Raw genomic sequence first — 20125 nt, 5'->3', positions numbered from 1 at the left:
CGGCCAAAACCGCCCTTTCAGGGGTGCAGAACCGCCCCCGACCATGCGAAAAATCCGCCCAGAGAGCGAGCAGGCGAGGCGTGGGGGCAAGTGCGGCGCGCGGGGTCAGCGTAAGGCCGATCCGTTGCGCCTAGACGTAATAATGTTTCAACCGAGAGGCAGGGCGCGCCGCGCGCGTGGGGCGGGCCTCTCGACCACCATGGGGCGGCGGCCGCAGGCACCCTTGCCGCATGTTCGTGCTATGTTCTATTCCCTCATCATGCGAATCGACCGCCTCTCGCGCCTTGCGCTCCATGTCCTTGAAGATGCGGCGGCACGCGCACACGGCGGCGACGTAGAGCGGACATGGGGGCACCGCCTCGCGCTGGAACTGCTGGTCCAGCGCGGCGTTGCGGAGCGGTGGCAGGCGGCATCGTTTTGGGAAGACCTCGCCTATCAGTCCACGTTCCACCAATTCGACAGCGGCGCGACCTATGTCCACACCACCAGCCTCGCCAGTGCCGTGGCCGCGTGGGCCTATCGCCTGGGCGTGGAGCCGCTCGATCCGGTGCAGATGGGGCGCCTGGCACGGCGGTATGCGCCTGATCTTGAATCAGACTGCGGAACGCAGCAGCTTCCCTGCATGTGCAACCGATACACACCGGGCGACCGCCAACTCATCAAGAGCCTCTTCGGCGCGCGCCAGTTGCGCGAGTTCAACGAGGGGCCCGCGATTGTTCACCCGCGCGAGCCGGGCTGGGTGGTGCGCCTGGTCGACGGCGAGCGCGTGCTCGAGCAGATGACATGGGGCTTCCCGGTCTACCTGCGCGGCAAGGCCGGACAACCGCTGAAGCCCAAGCCGGTCAACAATGCCCGGTTCGACAAGCTGAACGGCTTCTGGAAACAGTGGGCGCTTTTTCCCGCGCAGCGCTGCCTCATTCCCGCAGCGGCATACGCCGAGGCGGTTGGCCCGGCCGGGTCGATGACAACGACATGGCTGTCGGTGAAGGACAGCCCGGCATTCGCCTGGGCCGGCCTGTGGCGAGACAGCGACGAGTGGGGCACGTGCTACACGGGCGTCATGACCGAAAACGCGCCGGAACTCGCCGCGATCCATGACCGCTCCCCCGTCATTCTCGATGAGGCAGAGTGGGACACGTGGCTGCACGCCCCATTGGACGAACTGTTCCGCTTCGACCGCCCCCTTCCGGCAGATCGCATGCGTGTTCAAGCGACTGGGGTGCTCTGGAAATCTGGCGGAACGATTTTGCCGCCGCCTGTCTCAGAGAGCGAATACTGAGGTGCCAGGGATTATGGATGACGGGTCGGGGCCGGTAGGCGACTGTCGGGTTGGAGCGGGGGGTGCAACGCTTACGCGGCGTCACGTCAGCTGCCAACCAACTCAAGACGTTTCAAAGCCCGCGCTAGAACGACTGCCATCACCACAACCCGCCATCTCAGAGCCAAAAGCGTCAATCGAAATCATACTCGTCGACGGATCGATTCGCCTGCCGAATCGTAGCCGCTTCATTGAGAAGCGATTGACGTTGGTCGAAGGGAGTCTGGATATCGAGCCCCTTGGCCTCGAGAATGCGAGCGCCGAGCAAGCGATCCTGCACCGTTTCAGAACGGACCTTTCGCCGTGCAGCCTCTGCACCATCATAGTCCTTCTGCGTGAGCATGATTTCGGCTTCGATACGCTGATAGGCGTCTTCGCCGCCCTGCCTAGGACGCAAATGGGTCGCGTCCCGCCGCGCCTCCTCGTAGCGCTTACCGCGGGCCGCAGCCAAAGCACGAAGCCGGCGAACCCCCAGCGCTCCGCGTGTTTGACGGTTCAGCACAGCAGTCAGCAGTTTATATGCGCCTTCGAAATCACGATCACGGTTCATCAGGATAGTCGCCTCGCGCGAGTCCGCTCGCCCGTCATCGAACGGCATCGCACGAAGCCGTCCAATTTCACGCTCGGCCTCTGGAAATTCGCCTGCGGCAACGAGAATTCCAATTTTGATGTCCAGAAGAACAGGATTACGATCAACCCTGCGGACCTCCTCTTGCAGAAGCGTATCTAAATCGGTCCACCGCCCGAGGAGTTTGAGGCAAATGGCGAGATCGGCGATCACGCTGTTCATATATTTGCCGATCTTGCGTGCTTCGCGAAGCCGCAAAACAGCGTCATTCAAATCGCCACTAGATAAGCGAATTTGAAACGCCTCAAGATAGGCAGCTGATCGGAAACCACTGTCCTTAATGAAACCGAGCACTCGGTTGGCATCGGGAGAGCCAAGCCGGACCAGCGCGCGCAGCAGGTAAGACAGAATCTCCTCTCGGGTATTCTCGTCCATTTTCATGTCGATAGCGGGCATTCCCCATGCCACGACTCGATCAAGAGCGTGATCGTCGATATGACGTCGATCATAGGCGTCACGAACGAGGTCTTGCAGGGTCGAGGGCAAGAGAAGGCCCTTGAATTCCTTGGGGAGTGTGCCTCCCTCCAGTGCGGTCATGTAGACAAAAGCGTCGAACAATTCGGCTCTCAGTTCGTCATTTTCGACGGCGGCGGCCCATTCAGCCTTCAGGAAGCGCGCGAAGACGGTGCGAAGTTCGATGCTTCCGTAACCATGCTTCCGGCGAAACATCCCTCGGATCGGCGCGGAGATAAGGTAGTTGGAACCGCTGATCTGCATGAGGCAGCCGGCAATCAAAAACTCGATCGTTTCAACCATTTCCTCTTGCTTGATGCCGTGATGGTCTTGGATGATGTCGGCCATCATTCGTCCATTAAGCTGAGGAACCCAGCTCAGAATCGAGAGAATGTCACGCTCGACCGGCGTCAGGCGATCAAAGCTGAGGCTTTCTGCTAGGATCTCTTCCTGAATATCATGGATTTGCTTTGGGTCGCTGTCGACGACCACCGGGCCACCATGGGCAATGAGGCGGGCGACGGTACGCGCTACGGTTGGATGCCCTCCGATTGACTGGATCACCGTGTCGTTTGGCAGAGCAGGTGCTCCTCCGAAAACCGGTATTGTCTCCAAGATTAGAGTCCGAACGTCGGGCGCCTCGAGCTGTTCGACGTCCACCTGTTGGACATTCTTCAGCGGTCGCAGGTCTTTGAATTTCAGCTGGCGCGCAGAGATCAGACATAGCTTGAGTTGGTCAAACCGCGCGGCAGCACTCAACAGCGCAGCGGCCCAAGGCTTAAGTTCGCCGCGATCCTCGTACAGGCTGAGGCCAATGGCTATCGTCACCGTCTGACCAAGGTCAGCGAAGTGACACATCGACCGAAGGATTTCGTCGACCTGCTCGTCGATCGACGCATCATTGAAAACGGCCAAGGCTCTTTCGAATTCTTTAATCGAAAAGTGGTCTTCCAACTCCTGTCGAACGGCGCGGTAGATGTCGCTGAGGTCGGCATGGGGCGGAAGTTCAAACTCCGGTCCGTAGTTCATCTCAGGCCGTGTTGGGAAAAGTGTCGGAATGAGAAGACGTTTGACCGTTCGGCGGCCAATGCCGGCGTGGCCGGCGAACAGGAACAGGCCTGGAGCGACCTTGTTAGTGAACGTGGCATTCTGATACTCACGGCGTGCTTTGTCGATAAGGCCGCCGCGCCCGAGTGGCGGTAGGATCGTCCCGCTAAGCTCCGCCATGCTCGCCAGCACACCACGTAGATAACGGGCGATATCTTTGGCGGTGTGGCCGGCCGACGAAATCCATGCCTCGCGCATCCATGCGGGGAGCTTGGCTCGGTCAACACCGGGCTCAACAGGGAAGACAAAACATCGGAACCCCGGGTTCTGGATTTTATTGAGACGCGCGCGCTCGATCTCAAATTGAACCCAAACGGAATCGACTGATGCGCGCGATGCGAAAAGTACGAATATGCGGCTCTCTGCCACCCGTTCTTCCATCGCCGAGATGAGGTTCTCGCCGTTCTCAAAGCTCTTTGGATAGAAATATGCCATTCCTGGCGGAATGTTGCGCTCGACGTTGCCGACGAAATTTACGTCGATGCCAGAAAGCGACAGAAATACGGTCGGCAGCATAGTCCCTCGAATTCATTTCAGTGTGATCAAGTTAGCGATCACACGTAACGGAAGCCTCGCATTCGTTACAGAGGCATTTTTAGGTCAGATTATCGGCGCTCCGGTTCGGGGTTTGTCTCCAGTCCCGGTCATAAAGAGAATTTCCGCTCATCGGCGCACTAATTTCCCAGCTGGAGGGCCGACAAGGGCGCGTCGCTGTCGTGGGTGGTAATAGCTGCGCACCATGCGGTGCGCAGCCCAGATCCATCAGTTGGTGATGATGACCTCGCCCACCGTCTTGGCCTTAGCCCCACCGCCCACCGTATAGGCCAGCTTCTCTTCCCGGAAATCGAACCCGGCAAAGATGCGGCGCACCTCGGGATGATCGTTGAGCGACACGATGAACCGCCCGCGCACGCCGCGTAGCTGCTGCGCCATGTGTTCGAACTGGCTGCGGTCGAACATGTCGCGGCCATAGTCGCCCTCGCTGCCGTAGTAGGGCGGATCGAGATAGAACAGCGTCCCCGGCCGGTCATAGCGCGCGATGAAGTCCGGCCAGGGCAAACGCTCGATCACGACGCCCGCGAGCCGCTCGTGCACCGCCTCGATCATCGGCGCCAGCTTCGTCACATCGAACCGCGCCCCGCGATCGACGATCACGCCGAACGACTTGCCCCGCACCTTTCCGCCGAACGCCAGGCGCTGGAGATAGAGGAACCGGGCGGCCCGCTGCATGTCCGTCAGCGAGCTAGGCTCCAGCGCCAGCAGCTTTTCGAAGCCGGCGCGGCTCGTGATCTGCCAGCGCAGCATGTCAAGGAAGGCGAGGTAGTGGTGCTGGATCACGCGGAAGAACGTCGCCACGTCCTCCGACCAGTCGTTGATGACCTCGGCCTTGGGCTTCTGGTCGCGGCGCAGGAACACGCCGCCCATTCCCACGAAAACCTCGGCATAGGTGACGTGTTCGATGGAGTTGATCAGCGAGACCAGGCGCTTTGCCAGCGCGCGCTTGCCTCCGATGTAGGGCGCCAGCGGGCGCACCGGGTCTACCCGCTCGAACGAAGAGAGGGGGCTCGACAGCATTGTTTTTGTTCCTTATTCGTTCCCGAACCGAGTCGGTAGGCGGGATGGCCCCATGGCGGGACCGAGTGGGATCATGACGAACTGGCATTCGTCGGACAAAGGCGGTCCAACGCCCAAGTCCCCCGCCTCATCGGCGGGAGGAATCCTCAGGCGGCAGTCCTCGGCAGCGCCATCGCCGGGCGCTCGAAGCGCACCGCTTCCACGCCCAGCCAGTCGTTCACTTCCAGCATGCGCGACTGGATCGGCACGATTTCCATTTCGTAGAACATGGCCGCCGCGTCGTTGACGTTGCCGAAGCCGCTCGTCCCCTTCGGGACCATGCCGATCAGCTGCGGCGGCACGCGGTGCGCCGCCAGCAGATCCTCGGCCGTGACGTTCTTGATGTTCAGGAACTCGTCGTTGGCGCCGACGCTGGCAATGGGGATGACCTTGACGCTGTTCTCCTTCCCCTTCGGCAGATGGAGGAAGAAGTTGCGGAAATTGCCCGGCCCCTTCGAATCCCGCATCGCCTGCCGGATCGCCTTGCTGTCCTTCTCGCTCAGGTTCTCATCGGTGATGCACAGGATGTACCCGGCGTGCGAACCGTTCAGATAGTACTTGCGGCGGAACAGGGTGGCGCTCTCGTTCAGCAGGCCGGATTGCAGCGCCGAGAGGTACTCGGGCATGCCGTAGATTTCCTGCATGGGGTCCGGCTCGGAAAGGTGATGGACGGCCCCGGCCGGGTATTCCACCGCGTCGGAGATCGCGTAGCTGCGCGGCGCCCAGAAGAACTGATCGGGCAAGAGCCCGACGCGCGTGTAGGCGGCAGGCGAGCAGCGCAGCGCCGCCGGTCGTCCGAGGCGGCTGTTCACCCGCTCCAGATAAGCATTGCCCATGGTCAGCCAGTCCAGCGCCCACCGCGCAAATTCGGCCTTCGGGAACAGCGTACCGGGCACGAAACTTGCCGCCAGCAGGTTGCGCTTGAGCAGGATCGCGGATTGATGATGGGGGGCCATGCGATAGGCACGGCCGAGGCCGGCGAGCGAGATCGGCGGCTCGTACCAGCGCCCATTGTGCGCCACTTCGAACAGGTCGAAGATTTCGCGCCGGTCGATGACGCTCTCGGGCGTGCCGAAACTGAACATGGCGGTGTCTTCGCCGTCGCCCACGGTCTCTGGAGCGTTGGCCTGAGCCGGCGAGTGCTGGCGCGTCGGCCGCCGGTGATTGCGCCGTCTATTCATGCAAAAATCTCCAGCGTGGATTCGCCCTCGTCGGTTTCCATGATGTCGAGGGGTTCGAAGAACAGGGCGTGCATCGTTGCCCAGGCGAGGTCGGCGTGGCCGACGCCCCCGGCGCGGCTCGCGACGTAAGTGACCTGGGTGCCGCCCTTGGTGATTTCCGGGCGGATCGCCATGAAGGCGGCCATCATGTCCAGCCACCCGGCGTCGAATTCGAGGCGCCCGTTGCTGATGACGTTCTTGGCCTTCAGGACCATCGCCGTCTTGGTCTGCACCGAATAGGTGATCGGCAGCGCGTCGGGGAACCACTTCACGACAAGCTGGTGCACGGCCTTGCCGGCGCCGGTCACGTCGATGCCGATCTTCGTGACGTTGTACTTGCGGGTCATGGCCTTGATCGCTTCCGCCTGGCCGACGAAATCGAGGCCCTTCAGGCGCTGCTTTTCGAGGATGCGGAACTTGCCGCCGGGCGTGGTGGGCGCAGCGATCGCCACCAGCGCCGCATCGTCGCCCGTGCCGCTCTCGCTGGCGTTGGGGTCATAGCCCAGCCACACTTCGCCCGCGTAGGGGCGCAGGGCATAGGGCTGATAATCCTTGTGCCAGGCGTCCCAGCTATCGACCATGCAGCGGCGCATGATCTGGAACGGGAACATCGACTGGCTGTCGTCGAGGAAGATGCAGCGGAACAGGTTATCGAATTCGTCGGCCGCGTACTCAAGCTGCAGTTCAGCCAGGTCAACCAGATCGAACCCACCGTCGATGGCGTCGAACACGGTGACGATCTGACGCCAGATGCCATCGGCGCCCAGCGATCCTGCCTTGAGCGTCGCATGCCCGATATCGATCTTCAGCCGGTCGGCCTTCGCCCTGCGCTTGTTGACGCGCTCGCCCGTCCACATGGGATAGGCTTCGTGGGCGAGCGTGCTGGGCGTGGAGAACAGCGTGCGCGTGAACTGCTTATGCGTCGCGATGGCGCTGGCGACCTTGAACAGTTCCTCGAAACCGTAAATCCAGAAGCACTCGTCAATGATGACGTCGCCGGTATAGCCCTGCGCGGTGCGGTAGTTGGTGCCGAGGAAGTAGAGCGTCACTGCTTCCTGCGGCTCGCCGCCCTGGCCCTCGCCGCGCTGGATCACCATGGGATCGCCGGACAGCGCAATGCCGCAGACCTTCTGCACCCACTGCACGATGTAGTTGCGGAAGATGTTCGCCTGGGCGCGCGATGCGGAAATGAAGATCTGGTTCTTGCCAGTCTCCAGCGCCACCAGCAGGCGTTCCCGCGCGAAATACCAGGTCGCGCCGATCTGGCGCGATTTCAGGATCATGCGGGTGCGCATGGAGGTCGAGGTCAGCCAGATCGACTGATGGCCAAACAGGCCGTCCTCAAGGTCCGCGCGAAGCTTCGCCAGCATCTCGCCCGTGATCAGGTTCTTGGTCTTTTCCTTCTTGGCGTTCGTCGCCTTGGCCCCGTTTGAGCGGGACGGGTTGAGATCGGCCTCGTTGCCGCCATCGGCGTACCGGGCGACGCGCGCCAGACGTTCGAACTGGCGGCCGATCAGGTCGATTTCCTTGAAGTCGCCGCCGGTCTTGTTGTCCTTGGCCAGCAGCGTCAGGTAGCGTTCCAGCGTGCCTTCCTCGGCGCGCTGGATCGCGGGGGCTTCCTCCCACTTGTGGCGAACCTTCCACGAATAGACCGTGGCGTAAGGCAGCTCCATTTCCTCCGCGATCTGCTGGATCGTCCAGCCCCGCCAGAAGAAGGACCGCGCCTTGGTGCGCTGGGCGACAATCGCGGGCACCGCGCCCACGGCCGGGCGCTCGCCGGACGGTTCATCACCGCCCGCCGCCGCGTCCTGCCGGGGTTTCTTTGCTGCCGATTTGGTCGCCATGGGGCCACGCTACGGGTGAATTTCATCGGGTTCGCCGGGGTAGCGTTGTGGACCCTCGCAGCCACAACGCGCCCGCGTTGCGAAGAGGCCTCCAACCCTGTCCTTTGGGCTCAATCAGTTCGGCCAGACCCGGCCGCGCACCCGAAGGACCGGAGCTAACCGATGGCAGAACTTCGCTATTTCCGTGTGGCCGTGGAAGGCGACACCACCGATGGCCGCAAGATTTCGCGGCAGGACATTCTCGACTGCGCCGAAACGTTCAATCCCGAACTCTACGGGGTGCGCATCAATCTTGAGCACTTCCGCGCGATCATCCCCGGCGGCTCGTTCGACATGCTGGGCGATGTCGTTGCCGTGAAGGCCGAGGAAATCGAATTGCCGGTCGGAAGCGTGACCCAGAAGGTCATGGCCCTTTCGGCCGCGATCGCGCCCCTCCCCGCCTTCGTCGAGATCAACAAGAAGAAGCAGAAGATCTTCTCGTCCATCGAAATCGGCCAGAACTGCCGTGGCACCGGCAAGGCATACCTCGCCGGCATGGCGGCCACCGACAGCCCGGCCTCCTTCGGCACCGAGGCGCTGGAATTCGCGGCGCGGACGCCGGGCTTCTACTCCAACCGCAAGCTCTCCGCCGACAACCTGCTGTGCCAGGCCTACGAAATCCCGCAGGAGGTTTTCGGCGCGGAAGAGGTCAATCCCGATCCCACCGGCATCTTTGCCACCATCAAGGGCATGCTCGCCCAGTTCACCGGCAATTCGTCAGCTTCCCAGCAGCCGCAGACCCAGCAGGAACCCGCAGGCGATCCCCCGGCACCGGCCGCACCGCAGGCAGACGGCGCGCTGGCCGCGTTCGGCGTACTGGTCGGTCAGTTGACCAGCGCCTTCGAGGCTTCGTCGAAGGAAACCGCAGCGCAGATCACCAGGCTGACCGCCGATCTCGCGGGGCTGCGCACCTCGCTGGAGAACGAGCCGAGCGGTCAGTTCACCCGCCGCGATCCCGCGACCGGCGGCCTCACCAACGCCGTCCGCACCGACTGCTGATCCCGCAACGCCGCCGCGCCGCCTGCCTCTCCCCTTCCAAGGACAATACCCATGAAGAATGAAACCCTCGCCAAGTTCAACGCGATGGTCGAGAACATCGCCGCGCTGAACGGCGTGTCGGCGGCCACCGCACAGGCCCGCAAGTTCTCGGTCGCGCCGTCCGTCCAGCAGAAGCTGCAGCAGCGCGTGCAGGAATCGAGCGCCTTCCTGTCGCAGATCAACATGAGCCCCGTTGACGAAATGTCGGGCGAACTGCTCGGCCTCGGCATCGGCAGCCCCATCGCAAGCCGCACCAACACGGCAGGCGGCACCCGCCGCGCGGGCCGCGATCCCAGCACGATGGACCAGCGCGGCTATGCCTGCGTGCAGACCAACTTCGACGTCGCCATCCGCTACGGCAAGATCGACATGTGGGCGAAATTCCCCGAATTCGAGACGCTCTGGCGCGACAACAACCTCAAGCGCTTCGCCCTCGACCGCATCCTGATCGGCTTCAACGGCCTGACAGCGACGGCCAACGCCACCACCAACCCGGAAACCACGCCGCTCCTGACCGACGTCAACATCGGTTGGCTGCAGAAGATGCGCCTCGAAAACGCGGCCCGTGTCATGGACGAAGGCGCCACCGCCGGGAAGGTGACCTACGGTGCGGCGGGCGACTACGCGTCGCTGGACGCGATGGTCTGGGACGCCAAGGAAACCCTGCTCGCCGCCTGGGCGAAGGATGACACCGAACTGGTGGCCATCACCGGCGGCGATCTGCTGCACGACAAGTACTTCCCCCTGATCAATCAGGATGAAGCGCCGACCGAGCAGCTGGCCCGCGACCTGATCATGTCGACCAAGCGTCTCGGCGGCCTTCCCGCCGCGCGCGTGCCGGGCTTCCCCAACGGCAAGGTCCTGATCACCCGGTTCGACAACCTCTCGATCTACTTCCAGGACGGCAAGCAGCGCCGCCTCCTGAAGGACGAGCCGGAACTCGACCAGGTCACCGACTACAACTCGTCGAACGAAGCCTACGTGATCGAGGACCTCGATTACGCCTGCTTGATCGAGAACATCGAAGCCAAGGACGCCTGATCGACGCCCCGTCACAAAAGGCGGTTGGTCCCTTGACCGCCTTCCCTGCCCCGCCCGGCTCTTTCCTCTCCCCGGGCGGGGCAGGTTCCCCCTTACAGGAGCCGCCCGCCATGCCGCCCAGAGTGATTTCCCCCGCGCAGGCCAGCTATCAGCGCAAGCTCGCTGCGGCCTCGCGCCTCGCCGCCGCCGTGCCTCCCACCGGCACCGCCGCCCCGATGCCCGAAACCGGCCCGGTCGCCACCGAGTACGAGTTGCTGCGCGCCGCGCTGGGCATTGACCTGAGCACCCTTCGCAACATCCAGTCCACCGAACGCAAGATCGAAGCCAAGCGCACCATGATCGAGAAGTATCGCCCATGGGTGGAAGGCGCGGCAGACGCCGCTGCCGGCACCCAGGACGACATCGTCTCGACCATCATGATCTGGGCCATCGACATCCAGGACTGGCCGCTGGCGCTCAAGCTGGCCGAATACGTCCTGCTGGCCGGGATCGAACTGCCCGAACGCTACAACCGCAGTCCGGCCACGCTGGTGGCCGAGGAAGTGGCCGAAGCGGGCATCAAGGATCCCGGCAGCGTGCCCTTCGATGTGCTGGGCGTCGTGGCTGATCTGGTCAGCGATGCCGATATCTTCGATCAGGTCCGCGCCAAGCTGGAAAAGGCCCTTGGACTTGCCTTCAAGGCCCGCGCCGACGCTTTCGACCCGAACGCGGAATCGGCCGTCGCCGGGGGCAAGCCCGCCCTGCTGGCCGCCGCGATCAGCCACCTCGACCGCGCCATCGCCCTGCATGAAGGCAGCGGCGCCAAGAAGCTCAGGCAGGCATACGAGGCCGAACTGAAGAAGCTTGGTCCACCCGCCTCCCCGCCCGCATAACCAGCTGCGCCACCCGCGCCGGGGGGCGGAACAGAAGCGGACGGCAACAGCCCAACCCGCGCTCTGAGCCTCACCCCCCACCCCTTTCAGGAAGCCCTGCCCATGTCGTTCTCTGCCGGTCCTGCCCGCCCCGCTGACATAACGGTGCCCGGCGATGGCTGGTATCCAGACTTCAACGCCACTGCCATGCGCGATGCCCTGCGCCTGACCACCATGGTCACGCCCGAGCGGCTGCTCGGCGCGGTGCAGGGCGGCATGCTGTCGGTCGAAGGCGAACTGGCCGAATGGCGCGGCGAGTGCGAAGCGGAGGGCGCGGCATCGCTGGCCGATGTGAAACCCGAACGCATGGTGGCGGGCGAACATCGCCTGACGCTGCTCTACACCCGCGCCGTCCGCATGTACGCGGCGGCCGAACTGGCCGAGACCCACCGCGACCTGACGGCAACGCAGGACGGCCAGGCACGCGCCGACACCGAGGCGACGACCGCGCAGGAGTATCTGCGCATGGCCACCCACGCCATCCGCGACATCCTCGGCACGCCGCGCACCGCCGTGGAGCTGATCTGATGGGTCGGAAACGCATCCATCTCGGGAACTGGCGGACAAGAATTTCGGTCCTCTTCTCCTATCAGTTGCCCATTCTAGCCTTCATCGTTGGCTTCATCGGCACTGTCGTGGCGAGGGCCATTGCCCAATGACCTCCATCACCAAAGCCATGCAGGGCGAAACGCTGGCCAAAATCTGCTGGCGCGTCCTCGGCACGACCGAAGGCGGCGTGGTCGAGCAGGCCTATGCCCTGAACCCCGGCCTTGCCGCGCTCGGCCCGATCCTGCCCGAAGGCCGCGCAGTGACGCTGCCCGAACCGCCCGCCGCAGCCGCCGTCGCGCTGGACACCATCAACGCCTGGGATTGATCCATGAAGAAACCCGGCCTGCTCCGCGAAGCCATCGCCGCCTTTCTTCCCGAAACCGCCCGCGATCCGGACCGGCTCGCCATGTGGGTGGAGCGCGGCAACATCCGCGCCACCGGCAACCGGCAGCACGGCTTTTCCTGGGAATACGAACTGATCGTGGTGGCAGAGAACTTCACGGGCGCCCCCGAGATGCTGTTTTACGTCATCGTCGAGTGGGCGCGATACCAGCAGCCGGACCTGCTGGCCGGCGATGCCCCGCCGATCCCGTTCGAAACGAACATCATCGACGACAAGACGTCCGATGTCCGCATCACGCTGTCGCTGACCGAGATCGTCACCGTCGCCATGGCGGGCGGCGCGCCGGTCCTCACCGTGATCGACGAATCCGTGCCCATGCTGCCGGACGATACGCCCCTGCGCGCCGAGGAAGGCCCGCTCACCGCGATCTGGGCGCATGACGACGATATGCCGTTTCAGGTGGCCCCGTAATGGCGGACCGTTTCGCGCAGCTGGACGCTTTCCTCGTCCGCGAGCTTGAAAAGCTGTCCCCCGCCCGGCGCCGCCGGATCTCGCGCAAGATCGGCATGGAACTGCGCAAGGCCAACGCAAAGCGCATTGCCGCCAATATCCAGCCCGATGGATCGGCCATGCAGCCGCGCAAGAAGCGGAACCTGAAGGCGAGAAAGGACGGCATCAAAAAGGGCCGCATGTTCCGCAAGCTGCGCCTGAGCCGATCGTTCAAGATCAACGCCACGCCCAGCGGTGTCTCGGTCGGTTTCGAAGGGTCCGTCGCCCACACCGCCCGCGCCCACCAGTACGGCCTGACCGACTTCGTGGGCCACACCGAGAACGGCAAGACGGTCCGCACCAAGTATCCCGAACGCGTCCTGCTCGGCTTCACCCCCGAAGACCTCGACCTGATTGCCGAGATCGTCTTCGACATGCTTGGCAAATAGGAGCACCGTGTCCTCTCCAACCGCCGCCGTGGCGCGGCTGGAGCTTGTCCAGGGCAACGTGGTAACTATTTGCGCCTGTACGCTTCTCGCCGTGTCGCATATTCTGGAGGTCTAGACGAAGGGGGTGCCATGACAGGCAATTGGGTTGAATTGACCGAGGTTAAGACAAAGCGTTCAATCTGGGTGAACTTGGACCAGGCATCCTCGTTCCACCTCGACGATAAAGCGAAACACACCACCATCTGGTGTTCGGCAGGTCATCCGGACGGCCAAATTCACGTAACAGAAACGCCGAGCGACATCATACGTCTGGGCTGCCTGAAGGTATCAGTCAGCAGGTCCCATAAGTAACAGGCCCAAGCACGGGAAAAGAGGGCGCTCCATAGCTGGAACGCCCCCTTTGGGTTTGTGACGCGGTCCGTTTTGGCGGTCAGCGGCCAGTAACTGTCGACTGACTTATCACCGCGCCGATCAGCGCATCGAGCTGTGCCGCCTGCTCTGCCGCCATCAGCCGCTCGGCGGGCGTGAGGCATTCTCCAGCGGCGCCAGCCAATCGTAGGTCGGCCGCACCAGCAGTTCCGCCGGGGGCAGCGGATAGGCCGGGCACTGCGACGTTTCCGGTCGCACCGCCAGTGGGGCTTCCGGCCCGGGCGCTGTCGAGCAAGCGCTGATAGCGAGCGCGCAGAGCGGCAAGGCTCGCCGCATAGTCCTTCGAAGCGGCATCGTTGATCTCCTGCTGACGCGCCTTCTCGCGCGTGATCCGTTCGGCATCGAGCCGGGCCGCCTCTGCCTGGGCGGCGCGGTAATCGTCCTTGGTCTTGCGGTGGGCCGCGATCTCGGTGGCGGTGGCGGCCTTGGCGGCGGCCAGCGCGGCGCGCGCCGTGTCCCGCTGCCGGAGGGCGTCCTGCCTGCCGCTCCAGAGCCACCAGACAAGCGCGGCGGCGGCGAGGTAGGGCAAGAGGCGCGAGTGCTTCCTGATCGCACCCCACGCCCAGGGCAGCACCTTCTTGGCGACGCCCACGATGGCAAGCGCTTCCATCACTTGGCCCCGTAAAGCGCAGCCTCGTCCGCGCGGCGCTTCCTCAGGCCGTCCATGACCTTCCCGTCGTTGTAGATCCACTTGCCGAACTGCGCCTGCGCATCGGCAAACCTGCCCGCCTTATGCAGCTTGCCCAGCGTCGAAGAGGCGATGGCCCCGGTGTTGTAGTGGAAGGACACCAGCGCATCGAACTGGCTCGCCGTGGTCGGCGTGCTGCCGATGAACCGCGCCACCTCGTTGACGAAGCGCGCGATATCGCGGTCGAACCGGGCATCGCACTGCGCCTGCGTCCAGATCGTGCCCTTGGCGATGTCCGGCCCGGTGGAGCCCCAACCGATGGTCCAGGGCTTGCCGTCCTTGCTGCCGGGATCGGGATAGGCATCGAAGCGGCCATCGGCGCGCTGCTTGCCGCAGCCTTCCCATTTGTGGATCAGCGCGGCGCCTGCGGGGCTGAGCGTGCGGGCGTCAGTCATGACGGGTTTCCTTTCGGTGGGAGAGGTAGTCGAGCGGATGGGTGGCCGGGCAGCGCGCCTGCGGGTCGATCTCGAGGATACGGCGGTGCAGCCGGGACGCGCGCCACAGCGCGAAAAGCGACAGCGCCGCGAACAGCAGCATCAGCGCGAGGAAAGGCCAACTCATGGCGTTTCGTCCTTCAGGGCGCCGTCGGCCATGCCGATGCGCTTGCGCACCAAGGTCTGGAGCGCGTCGAGGAAGAAGGCGAAGCCCAGCGCGCCCAGCACCATGGAGAGCAGGATCACCCCCTCCATCGGCCATTCGCGCAGGCGCCCGATCAGGACCGAGATCGTGGCGAAGGCGGGCAAGGCCGAGAGTTCGGAAATGACCAGCCACTGCCGCTTGCGGCGCCACAGCGTGAAAGCGGTGGGATCGGCCGGGGGCTCGGGCGCCACGCCGAACAGCAGCCAGCCCAGGCGCGCGCCGCACAGGGCAAGGCCGCCGAACAGCGAGAGCAGCCAGAGCAGGAAATCGTCAAGTTTCATAAGGGCAGCAACCGTTCTCGAGGGGGTCAAAGCAGGTCGGTGTAGGGAGCGCCGATGAAGTAGTTCGCGACGATCAGGATCTCGCCCGTGCCATCGAAATTGCCGCCCACGGCGGTCACGATCACGCTCTCGGCAGCGATGCGAACGCCGGAAGCATCGGCGGTCCACTGCGCGTTGCCGGTGTAGCCACCCACCCCCACCCCGGTCCGCACGCCGTAGAGATCATCGTCGGCGGCCGTGCCCAGCTTGTATCCGGTCAGCCCGGCCGAGGTGCCTGCGGCCGTCGAGATCGTCGAGGTCAGGGCGATCACGTTGGCGCCGCGCGGGATCAGGTTGGCGGCAGTCAGCGTGGCGCCTGCCGTCATCGCCAGACGCGCTTCCACCCGGTAGAGGCCCAGTTCGTGGCCCGGCGTCAGGCGGCGTTCCTCGCCGGTCAGGATGCCGGTGATCAGCGCTGTGTTGCCGGTGGAGCCGACCTTGTCGCTTTCGATGACCCGCATCGTTTTGAACTGCGGGCTGTTGGTGCGCATGGTGACGCGGTTGTTGTCCCCGCCGTTCTGGATGTTGATGAACGTCGGCGCGCCTGCCGTGATCGTGTTCGGCATGTCGAGATAGACGTCGAAGTCGCAGTTGCCGAACGGACCGGAGATGATGCCCGCCTGCTGCGAGGTGCCGTCGTGCCGGATCGTGACCTTGCCGAAGTTCACGTTGTAGCAGCCGTATTCCGAGAAGATCACCGTGTTGTTGTGATCGTCCGGGATATGCAGATAGACGCTGCCGAACTTGCCGCCATTCGCGGTGCGGCCATAGCCGTCATAAAGGCCGAGCCCGATGCGGATCGGCTTGCCCGCGCCCAGCTTGGCTGCGCTGTCGCCCTTCCAGAACAGGGAGGCGATATCGAAGTTGGAGCCGTTGATATCGAGGATGCCGGCAGCGCGCAGCGAATAGAGATTGCCCGTCCGGATCGCCTGCCCCTGCGAGGTGAACTTGACCGAGCAGGAGCCGAGCGTGAAATCGATACCGGCGACTTCCGTGCCAAGGTCGTAGACGTCGCCCAGCGTCGTACGCACGTCCTCGTCGCCCTGCACCGAGCAGTAGATCACGTGGGTGGCGATCCCGGCATAACCCGCAACCGAAAGCTGGCCCCAGTGGTCTGCCAGGATGTCCCCGACATCGAGCGACTTGTACGCCCAGGCGAGGATGCCGAAGTGGATACCGTCGAACGTGGAGGTCCCGGTGACCTTGAACGCCCCCTTGGCACCGTTCGCGCCCTCACCGGCCATGATGCAGACGGTGATGAGCTTGTCGTTCTCCAGCGTCCGGGCCGTGAAGCGGGGGTTGCTGACCTCGACGTCGGCTGAACCGAGGAAGGAGAGCATGCCGGTCACGCTGTTGCCGAAGCCGTAGCCCGCGCCGCGCCCGAGCGCGTTGTAGAACTGCTGGACATAGGCCGGTTTGTTGACCGTCAGCGGCGTCGTGTAATCGCCGATGAGGTTCGCGTTCCTGATCTCGATCCGGCCCACGCCATCCTGATTCCAGAACAGCGGAAGGCCGAAATTGCCCCAGCGGATGCGGCCCAGCCCTTCGAACTCGATCACGCCGCCGGTCGCGGGGATCTCGATGGGATCGGTGTAGACCGCTGCGACGGCATAGTGCGGGCGGTTGATGCGCAGCGGCACACCCAGCGCGCAGGCGACGTTGAAGGCCAGTTTGATGGCGGCAAGGTCGTTCGTGCCTGCAAAGCTGCCGTCATCGGCCGCAGCGCCGAACATCTGCGGGGTTACCGCTTCCTCGGCCAGTTCCCACCATGCACCGTCGCCGGACTGGAACTTGCCACCATGGCCCGGCTCCCCGGCAACGCGGCGGTAGAGGCACTTGCCGAGCCCCGGCGCGGAGTGGCCGGACAACTGGATGGCGGTGAAAGCAGCCGGGATCGTCAGCAACACAGCCTCGGCCAGCGTGGGACCGCGCGCGCCGGACAGGCCCTGTTCGGCGGTGCCGCCACCCTGCATGCCCACCATCGACGCCCCCTTGTCGGCGCCGTTGGATGCCAGCGCCGACCGGGTGATCTCGGTATAGACCAGCGCCGAACCATCAGCGTTCCGCAGGCGAATTTCCGCAGTACCGGCGGCGCTGTCGACCAGCTTGAAGTAGGTGCCATCCGCAACGGCGGCCTCGGCGGCGGCAAGCGAAACGTCCACGAAGGTGTTTTCCGCGCGGACAAGGTCGGCGGCCTGATCGCTGGCGGCCTGCGCCTGGACGACAAATGGCTGCGCCAGGGTGGCAACAGCACCGCCGAAGCTGGCCTGCCGCGTGGCGCCGCCCTGCACGATGGGCACCAGTTCGCTGCCGTCGAGATCGAGGGCGTCAGGGAGAAGGGAGATTTTCGCCATGTCAGGCAGCGTCCTTGTTGCGGAGCCTTGCGGGCATCACCAGCCCACCGCGATGAAGCAGGTGACGTCGTTGGAATCGTCGGCGCTGAAGACGGAAAAGCCGTCCTTGGTGATGGTCGATGCGATCACGACCGGCGGGTTGTCCTTGGAATCCGGCCCGCCGGACACGCCGCCGCTGGCGACCACCGAAAAGCACGCGGTGGGAAACGGCTGCGCGAATGCCACCGCCGTGCTGTCGTTCGCGGCGGCGTTGAAGCGCCCCCAGGCCATCTGGAACCCGAAGAAGCGGATATAGCCGTTCTGCGTGAGCGACATGGAGATCGGGCCGAGGCGGCGCGGGGTGACCACCTTGTCGGCAGCGGTGCCCGCCGTGATCTCGGCGGCGCTCGCCTCGGTCACCGTGATCGTGCGGTCGGCCGACAGGTCCCCGCCCCCAGTTGCGAGGCCGCCGGCACTGATCTTGCGGGCGGTCAGCGCGGCGATGGAGGCGGTGAGCGCGTTCACCGAGGCCGTGATGGCCGCGTTGATCGCGGCGGCCATGGCGGCAAGGCGATTGCCCAGCGTGCGCGGGGTGACGATGGTCTGGCCCTCGGCACCCTCGTCCACCTCGCCCTGCGTGGCCAGGCGGGCAATGCCGCGCGTTTCCTCGGTCGCGGGGGGCCAGACGAAGTTCGTATCGCCAAAGTCGATGTTGGCGACCAGGTCGGCGTTGATCGCGATGTCGAAGGCCATGAGGGCAAAGGCCAGCCCGGCCTTGCTCAGCACGGTTTCCTCGCCACTATAGGCCCCGAACAGCGTGCCATCGTCTAGGAACAGCCCGAAGCCGGTCGCATCCCACACCTCGGCCGACTGGTCGTAGGCGGTCAGGTGGATGACGTTGGGCGCCGGGGCCACGCCGGACAGGATCGCGATCTGCTTGAACTGGCCCGGCAGCGCGGTGAGCGTCGGCGCCGGGACAAAGGGCGTGTTGGTCAGGCCCAGCGTGGCGATCACCGTCTTGCTGGTGCCCGACGCGGCGCGCACGGCGGCAAGCCCCGCGTCCGTCAGGGAAAGGACGAAGTCTGCCATCACTCGGTCTCCAGAAAATCGGCGGCCTCGCCATTGGCGATGGGCTCGCCGTCCTCGGTCTGCAGGAGGATCGACCAGTCGCGGCTGTCATCGCGCGCGGCGGCATAGTCGGCACGCAGCGCGGTGCCGCTCTTTCCGCCCGCCGCCACGAACATGCCGGACGTGAGGCCGACGTTCTGGACGAAGTCGAAATGGTCACGCAGCGACTTGGCGGCCGCCACGTCGCGGATGATCGCCTCGGCCCGGTCCTGCGTGAGAAAGCTGGCCGGGATCGCGGCGGCAGGCGCACGGACTTCGAAGGTGAAGGGGCTGCGCCGGGGATTGGCCTCGTGCCAGACGACAACATCCAGCGCCCCGTGATGGCGCGCCAGCACCTCTTCCACGGCGGCGCGGGTGCCCTTGATCTTGTGGAAGGCGGTGGCGTCCGCGACCGCCTGGCGCTTCTCGGCCTCGCTCCACGCGGTGTCCCAATGGCTGACGGCCAGTTCCGATGCCAGGAAGGGCAGCACGCTGGCGGTACAGGCAAGCGGGTCCTTCAGGGTGCCGATGTTCGACAGGTCGATGCGGGCCTGCATCGCCTGTTCCATCGCGCGCTCATCCGCCTTCGCGTTGTGGGGAAGCAGCGTCTTCACCACTCCGTGCCCCCGATGGTGACGGAAATCGCGGTCGGCAGCGGGTACTGCGACAGGTCCAGCGCCTTATCCGCCGCCGGAGAAATCAGCTTCACCCGCTGCACATTGCCCACGTGCAGCGCGGCGATATGGGCCGAACACGCGACATCGCGCCCCAGCTTGCGCGTCGATTCGAGATAGGCGCCAAGGCTTTCCTGCGCCGTCGACAGGATCAGGTCGGCATCCGGCCCGGCGAAAGGGTAGATCTCCGCAACGATCTCATACTCGAACGGCCGTGCGGCCTGCACCGTGACCAGATCGGTCATGGGGACCACGCTGCTGTCCGTGAGCACGGCTTCGACGGCGGACAGAACGTCTGCCGAGGGCACGCCCGTGCCGCTGCCGGAAAGCACCGTCACCACGACTTCGCCGGGAGCACTCGAAACCGCAGAGGCGTCGGCGATGTCGCTATGGGCTGAGCGGGCGTGGAAGACATAGGCCAGTTCCGGCCCGGCGACCGAGAATGCATGGCGCGAAAGCTGGATGCGCTGCCGGAAAGCGGTGTCGCTCTCCATGACGGCATCCGCCGTTTCGGTGGCGGGGGTCACCACAAGACGGGCAACGTCGTTCCCCGCGCCCAATTGATCGAGGTTGCTGCCGGTGGCGAACGCCAGCAGCAGCGCCTGGCCCATGTCGTTGCAGGCCTGCGCCAGTACCTGCTCGTCATAGCTGTCCGCATCGATCAGCTTGATTGCCGGATCGCTGGCCACCAGAGCGGTGAACTCTTCGTGCAGTTCCTGAAGGCGCGCGATCTTTCCCGCGCGCCGCTCCGCATAGGAGGGCTGCGGCACCAGCACCGGGGCGGGCACGGTCGAAAGATCGACGGCGGGGGATGAGGCGATGGAACCAACCATTCCTCAGCTATCGGCAGGGCCAGACCTTATCGCTACCCGCGTGCGTTGTAGGCGGCAGG

General features: G+C 64.5%; 20 protein-coding genes. 8 read left to right on the top strand and 12 right to left on the bottom strand.

The features are described from left to right. Positions 1-241 precede the first annotated feature (241 nt). Positions 242-1279, top strand: a complete 1038-nt coding sequence (locus tag DM450_RS26305; RefSeq protein WP_260609975.1) for an SOS response-associated peptidase — start codon at positions 242-244, stop codon at positions 1277-1279. Positions 1280-1451: 172 nt separating this feature from the next. On the opposite strand, the gene DM450_RS17585 is transcribed toward DM450_RS26305, so the two are convergent. From DM450_RS17585 to DM450_RS17570, 4 genes are all read right to left on the bottom strand, one after another. After that, positions 1452-4022 carry a toll/interleukin-1 receptor domain-containing protein gene (locus DM450_RS17585; RefSeq protein ID WP_142636982.1) on the bottom strand — a complete coding sequence of 857 codons (2571 nt, stop codon included), beginning with the start codon at positions 4020-4022 and terminating at the stop codon, positions 1452-1454. Between the two features lie 246 nt (positions 4023-4268). Then, positions 4269-5081: a DNA adenine methylase gene (locus tag DM450_RS17580; protein WP_142636980.1), complete on the bottom strand. Its 813-nt coding sequence runs from the start codon at positions 5079-5081 to the stop codon at positions 4269-4271. Between the two features lie 146 nt (positions 5082-5227). Next, positions 5228-6301 (bottom strand): phage portal protein, encoded by a 1074-nt coding sequence (locus tag DM450_RS17575; RefSeq protein WP_142636979.1) that lies wholly within the window; start codon positions 6299-6301, stop codon positions 5228-5230. After that, complete coding sequence (locus tag DM450_RS17570; protein ID WP_142636977.1) at positions 6298-8184, bottom strand: terminase large subunit domain-containing protein; 1887 nt, start codon at positions 8182-8184, stop codon at positions 6298-6300. The genes DM450_RS17575 and DM450_RS17570 overlap by 4 nt, the downstream gene beginning before the upstream one ends. Positions 8185-8346: 162 nt before the next feature. Here DM450_RS17570 and DM450_RS17565 point away from each other — a divergent pair, with 162 nt between their 5' ends. From DM450_RS17565 to DM450_RS17535, 7 genes are all read left to right on the top strand, one after another. Beyond that, on the top strand, positions 8347-9222 hold the full coding sequence (locus DM450_RS17565) for a GPO family capsid scaffolding protein (protein ID WP_142636975.1): 876 nt from the start codon (positions 8347-8349) through the stop codon (positions 9220-9222). Positions 9223-9273: 51 nt separating this feature from the next. Next, positions 9274-10302: a phage major capsid protein, P2 family gene (locus tag DM450_RS17560; RefSeq protein ID WP_142636973.1), complete on the top strand. Its 1029-nt coding sequence runs from the start codon at positions 9274-9276 to the stop codon at positions 10300-10302. A 110-nt stretch (positions 10303-10412) separates the two neighbouring features. Beyond that, entirely contained in the window at positions 10413-11174 is a 762-nt protein-coding gene (gene gpM / locus DM450_RS17555) for a phage terminase small subunit (protein ID WP_260609974.1), read from the top strand. A 102-nt stretch (positions 11175-11276) separates the two neighbouring features. Then, entirely contained in the window at positions 11277-11741 is a 465-nt protein-coding gene (locus DM450_RS17550) for a head completion/stabilization protein (protein ID WP_142636971.1), read from the top strand. Between the two features lie 127 nt (positions 11742-11868). Further along, the gene (locus DM450_RS17545) at positions 11869-12087 is read left to right on the top strand and encodes a tail protein X (protein ID WP_142636969.1); all 219 of its coding nucleotides are present in this window, start codon (positions 11869-11871) and stop codon (positions 12085-12087) included. Between the two features lie 3 nt (positions 12088-12090). Further along, entirely contained in the window at positions 12091-12576 is a 486-nt protein-coding gene (locus DM450_RS17540) for a phage tail protein (protein WP_142636967.1), read from the top strand. Next, complete coding sequence (locus tag DM450_RS17535) at positions 12576-13043, top strand: phage virion morphogenesis protein (protein WP_142636965.1); 468 nt, start codon at positions 12576-12578, stop codon at positions 13041-13043. Before DM450_RS17540 ends, DM450_RS17535 begins: the two co-directional genes overlap by 1 nt. Before the next feature lie 430 nt (positions 13044-13473). On the opposite strand, the gene DM450_RS17530 is transcribed toward DM450_RS17535, so the two are convergent. From DM450_RS17530 to DM450_RS17500, 8 genes are read right to left on the bottom strand one after another with little or no spacing between them, the layout of a single operon-like run. Then, positions 13474-14082, bottom strand: coding sequence for a hypothetical protein (locus tag DM450_RS17530; protein ID WP_142636963.1), 609 nt, complete (start codon positions 14080-14082; stop codon positions 13474-13476). Further along, entirely contained in the window at positions 14082-14555 is a 474-nt protein-coding gene (locus DM450_RS17525; RefSeq protein ID WP_142636961.1) for a lysozyme, read from the bottom strand. The genes DM450_RS17530 and DM450_RS17525 overlap by 1 nt, the downstream gene beginning before the upstream one ends. Further along, complete coding sequence (locus DM450_RS25905; RefSeq protein WP_185928645.1) at positions 14548-14721, bottom strand: hypothetical protein; 174 nt, start codon at positions 14719-14721, stop codon at positions 14548-14550. Before DM450_RS25905 ends, DM450_RS17525 begins: the two co-directional genes overlap by 8 nt. After that, the gene (locus DM450_RS17520) at positions 14718-15080 is read right to left on the bottom strand and encodes a hypothetical protein (RefSeq protein WP_142636959.1); all 363 of its coding nucleotides are present in this window, start codon (positions 15078-15080) and stop codon (positions 14718-14720) included. Before DM450_RS17520 ends, DM450_RS25905 begins: the two co-directional genes overlap by 4 nt. Before the next feature lie 26 nt (positions 15081-15106). Further along, positions 15107-17473: a hypothetical protein gene (locus tag DM450_RS17515; RefSeq protein WP_142636957.1), complete on the bottom strand. Its 2367-nt coding sequence runs from the start codon at positions 17471-17473 to the stop codon at positions 15107-15109. 36 nt (positions 17474-17509) lie between these two features. Further along, positions 17510-18541: a hypothetical protein gene (locus tag DM450_RS17510; protein WP_142636955.1), complete on the bottom strand. Its 1032-nt coding sequence runs from the start codon at positions 18539-18541 to the stop codon at positions 17510-17512. Continuing rightward, positions 18541-19173: a phage tail protein I gene (locus DM450_RS17505; RefSeq protein ID WP_142636953.1), complete on the bottom strand. Its 633-nt coding sequence runs from the start codon at positions 19171-19173 to the stop codon at positions 18541-18543. Before DM450_RS17505 ends, DM450_RS17510 begins: the two co-directional genes overlap by 1 nt. Further along, positions 19170-20066, bottom strand: a complete 897-nt coding sequence (locus tag DM450_RS17500; RefSeq protein ID WP_142636951.1) for a baseplate J/gp47 family protein — start codon at positions 20064-20066, stop codon at positions 19170-19172. The genes DM450_RS17505 and DM450_RS17500 overlap by 4 nt, the downstream gene beginning before the upstream one ends. Between the last annotated feature and the right edge of the window lie 59 nt (positions 20067-20125).

Source organism: Sphingomonas sp. IC081, assembly GCF_006874585.1.
GTDB lineage: Bacteria > Pseudomonadota > Alphaproteobacteria > Sphingomonadales > Sphingomonadaceae > Novosphingobium.
This window is presented reverse-complemented; position numbering and strand designations above follow the sequence as displayed.

Coding starts and splice junctions, on each gene's coding strand:
- DM450_RS26305 (WP_260609975.1), top strand. CDS start 242: ATGTTCTATTCCCTCATCATGCGAATCGACCGCCTCTCGCGCCTTGCG.
- DM450_RS17585 (WP_142636982.1), bottom strand. CDS start 4,022: ATGCTGCCGACCGTATTTCTGTCGCTTTCTGGCATCGACGTAAATTTC.
- DM450_RS17515 (WP_142636957.1), bottom strand. CDS start 17,473: ATGGCGAAAATCTCCCTTCTCCCTGACGCCCTCGATCTCGACGGCAGC.
- DM450_RS17575 (WP_142636979.1), bottom strand. CDS start 6,301: ATGAATAGACGGCGCAATCACCGGCGGCCGACGCGCCAGCACTCGCCG.
- DM450_RS17580 (WP_142636980.1), bottom strand. CDS start 5,081: ATGCTGTCGAGCCCCCTCTCTTCGTTCGAGCGGGTAGACCCGGTGCGC.
- DM450_RS17570 (WP_142636977.1), bottom strand. CDS start 8,184: ATGGCGACCAAATCGGCAGCAAAGAAACCCCGGCAGGACGCGGCGGCG.
- DM450_RS17550 (WP_142636971.1), top strand. CDS start 11,277: ATGTCGTTCTCTGCCGGTCCTGCCCGCCCCGCTGACATAACGGTGCCC.
- DM450_RS17560 (WP_142636973.1), top strand. CDS start 9,274: ATGAAGAATGAAACCCTCGCCAAGTTCAACGCGATGGTCGAGAACATC.
- gpM (WP_260609974.1), top strand. CDS start 10,413: ATGCCGCCCAGAGTGATTTCCCCCGCGCAGGCCAGCTATCAGCGCAAG.
- DM450_RS17540 (WP_142636967.1), top strand. CDS start 12,091: ATGAAGAAACCCGGCCTGCTCCGCGAAGCCATCGCCGCCTTTCTTCCC.
- DM450_RS17535 (WP_142636965.1), top strand. CDS start 12,576: ATGGCGGACCGTTTCGCGCAGCTGGACGCTTTCCTCGTCCGCGAGCTT.
- DM450_RS17530 (WP_142636963.1), bottom strand. CDS start 14,082: ATGGAAGCGCTTGCCATCGTGGGCGTCGCCAAGAAGGTGCTGCCCTGG.
- DM450_RS17525 (WP_142636961.1), bottom strand. CDS start 14,555: ATGACTGACGCCCGCACGCTCAGCCCCGCAGGCGCCGCGCTGATCCAC.
- DM450_RS17545 (WP_142636969.1), top strand. CDS start 11,869: ATGACCTCCATCACCAAAGCCATGCAGGGCGAAACGCTGGCCAAAATC.
- DM450_RS17520 (WP_142636959.1), bottom strand. CDS start 15,080: ATGAAACTTGACGATTTCCTGCTCTGGCTGCTCTCGCTGTTCGGCGGC.
- DM450_RS17500 (WP_142636951.1), bottom strand. CDS start 20,066: ATGGTTGGTTCCATCGCCTCATCCCCCGCCGTCGATCTTTCGACCGTG.
- DM450_RS17565 (WP_142636975.1), top strand. CDS start 8,347: ATGGCAGAACTTCGCTATTTCCGTGTGGCCGTGGAAGGCGACACCACC.
- DM450_RS25905 (WP_185928645.1), bottom strand. CDS start 14,721: ATGAGTTGGCCTTTCCTCGCGCTGATGCTGCTGTTCGCGGCGCTGTCG.
- DM450_RS17510 (WP_142636955.1), bottom strand. CDS start 18,541: ATGGCAGACTTCGTCCTTTCCCTGACGGACGCGGGGCTTGCCGCCGTG.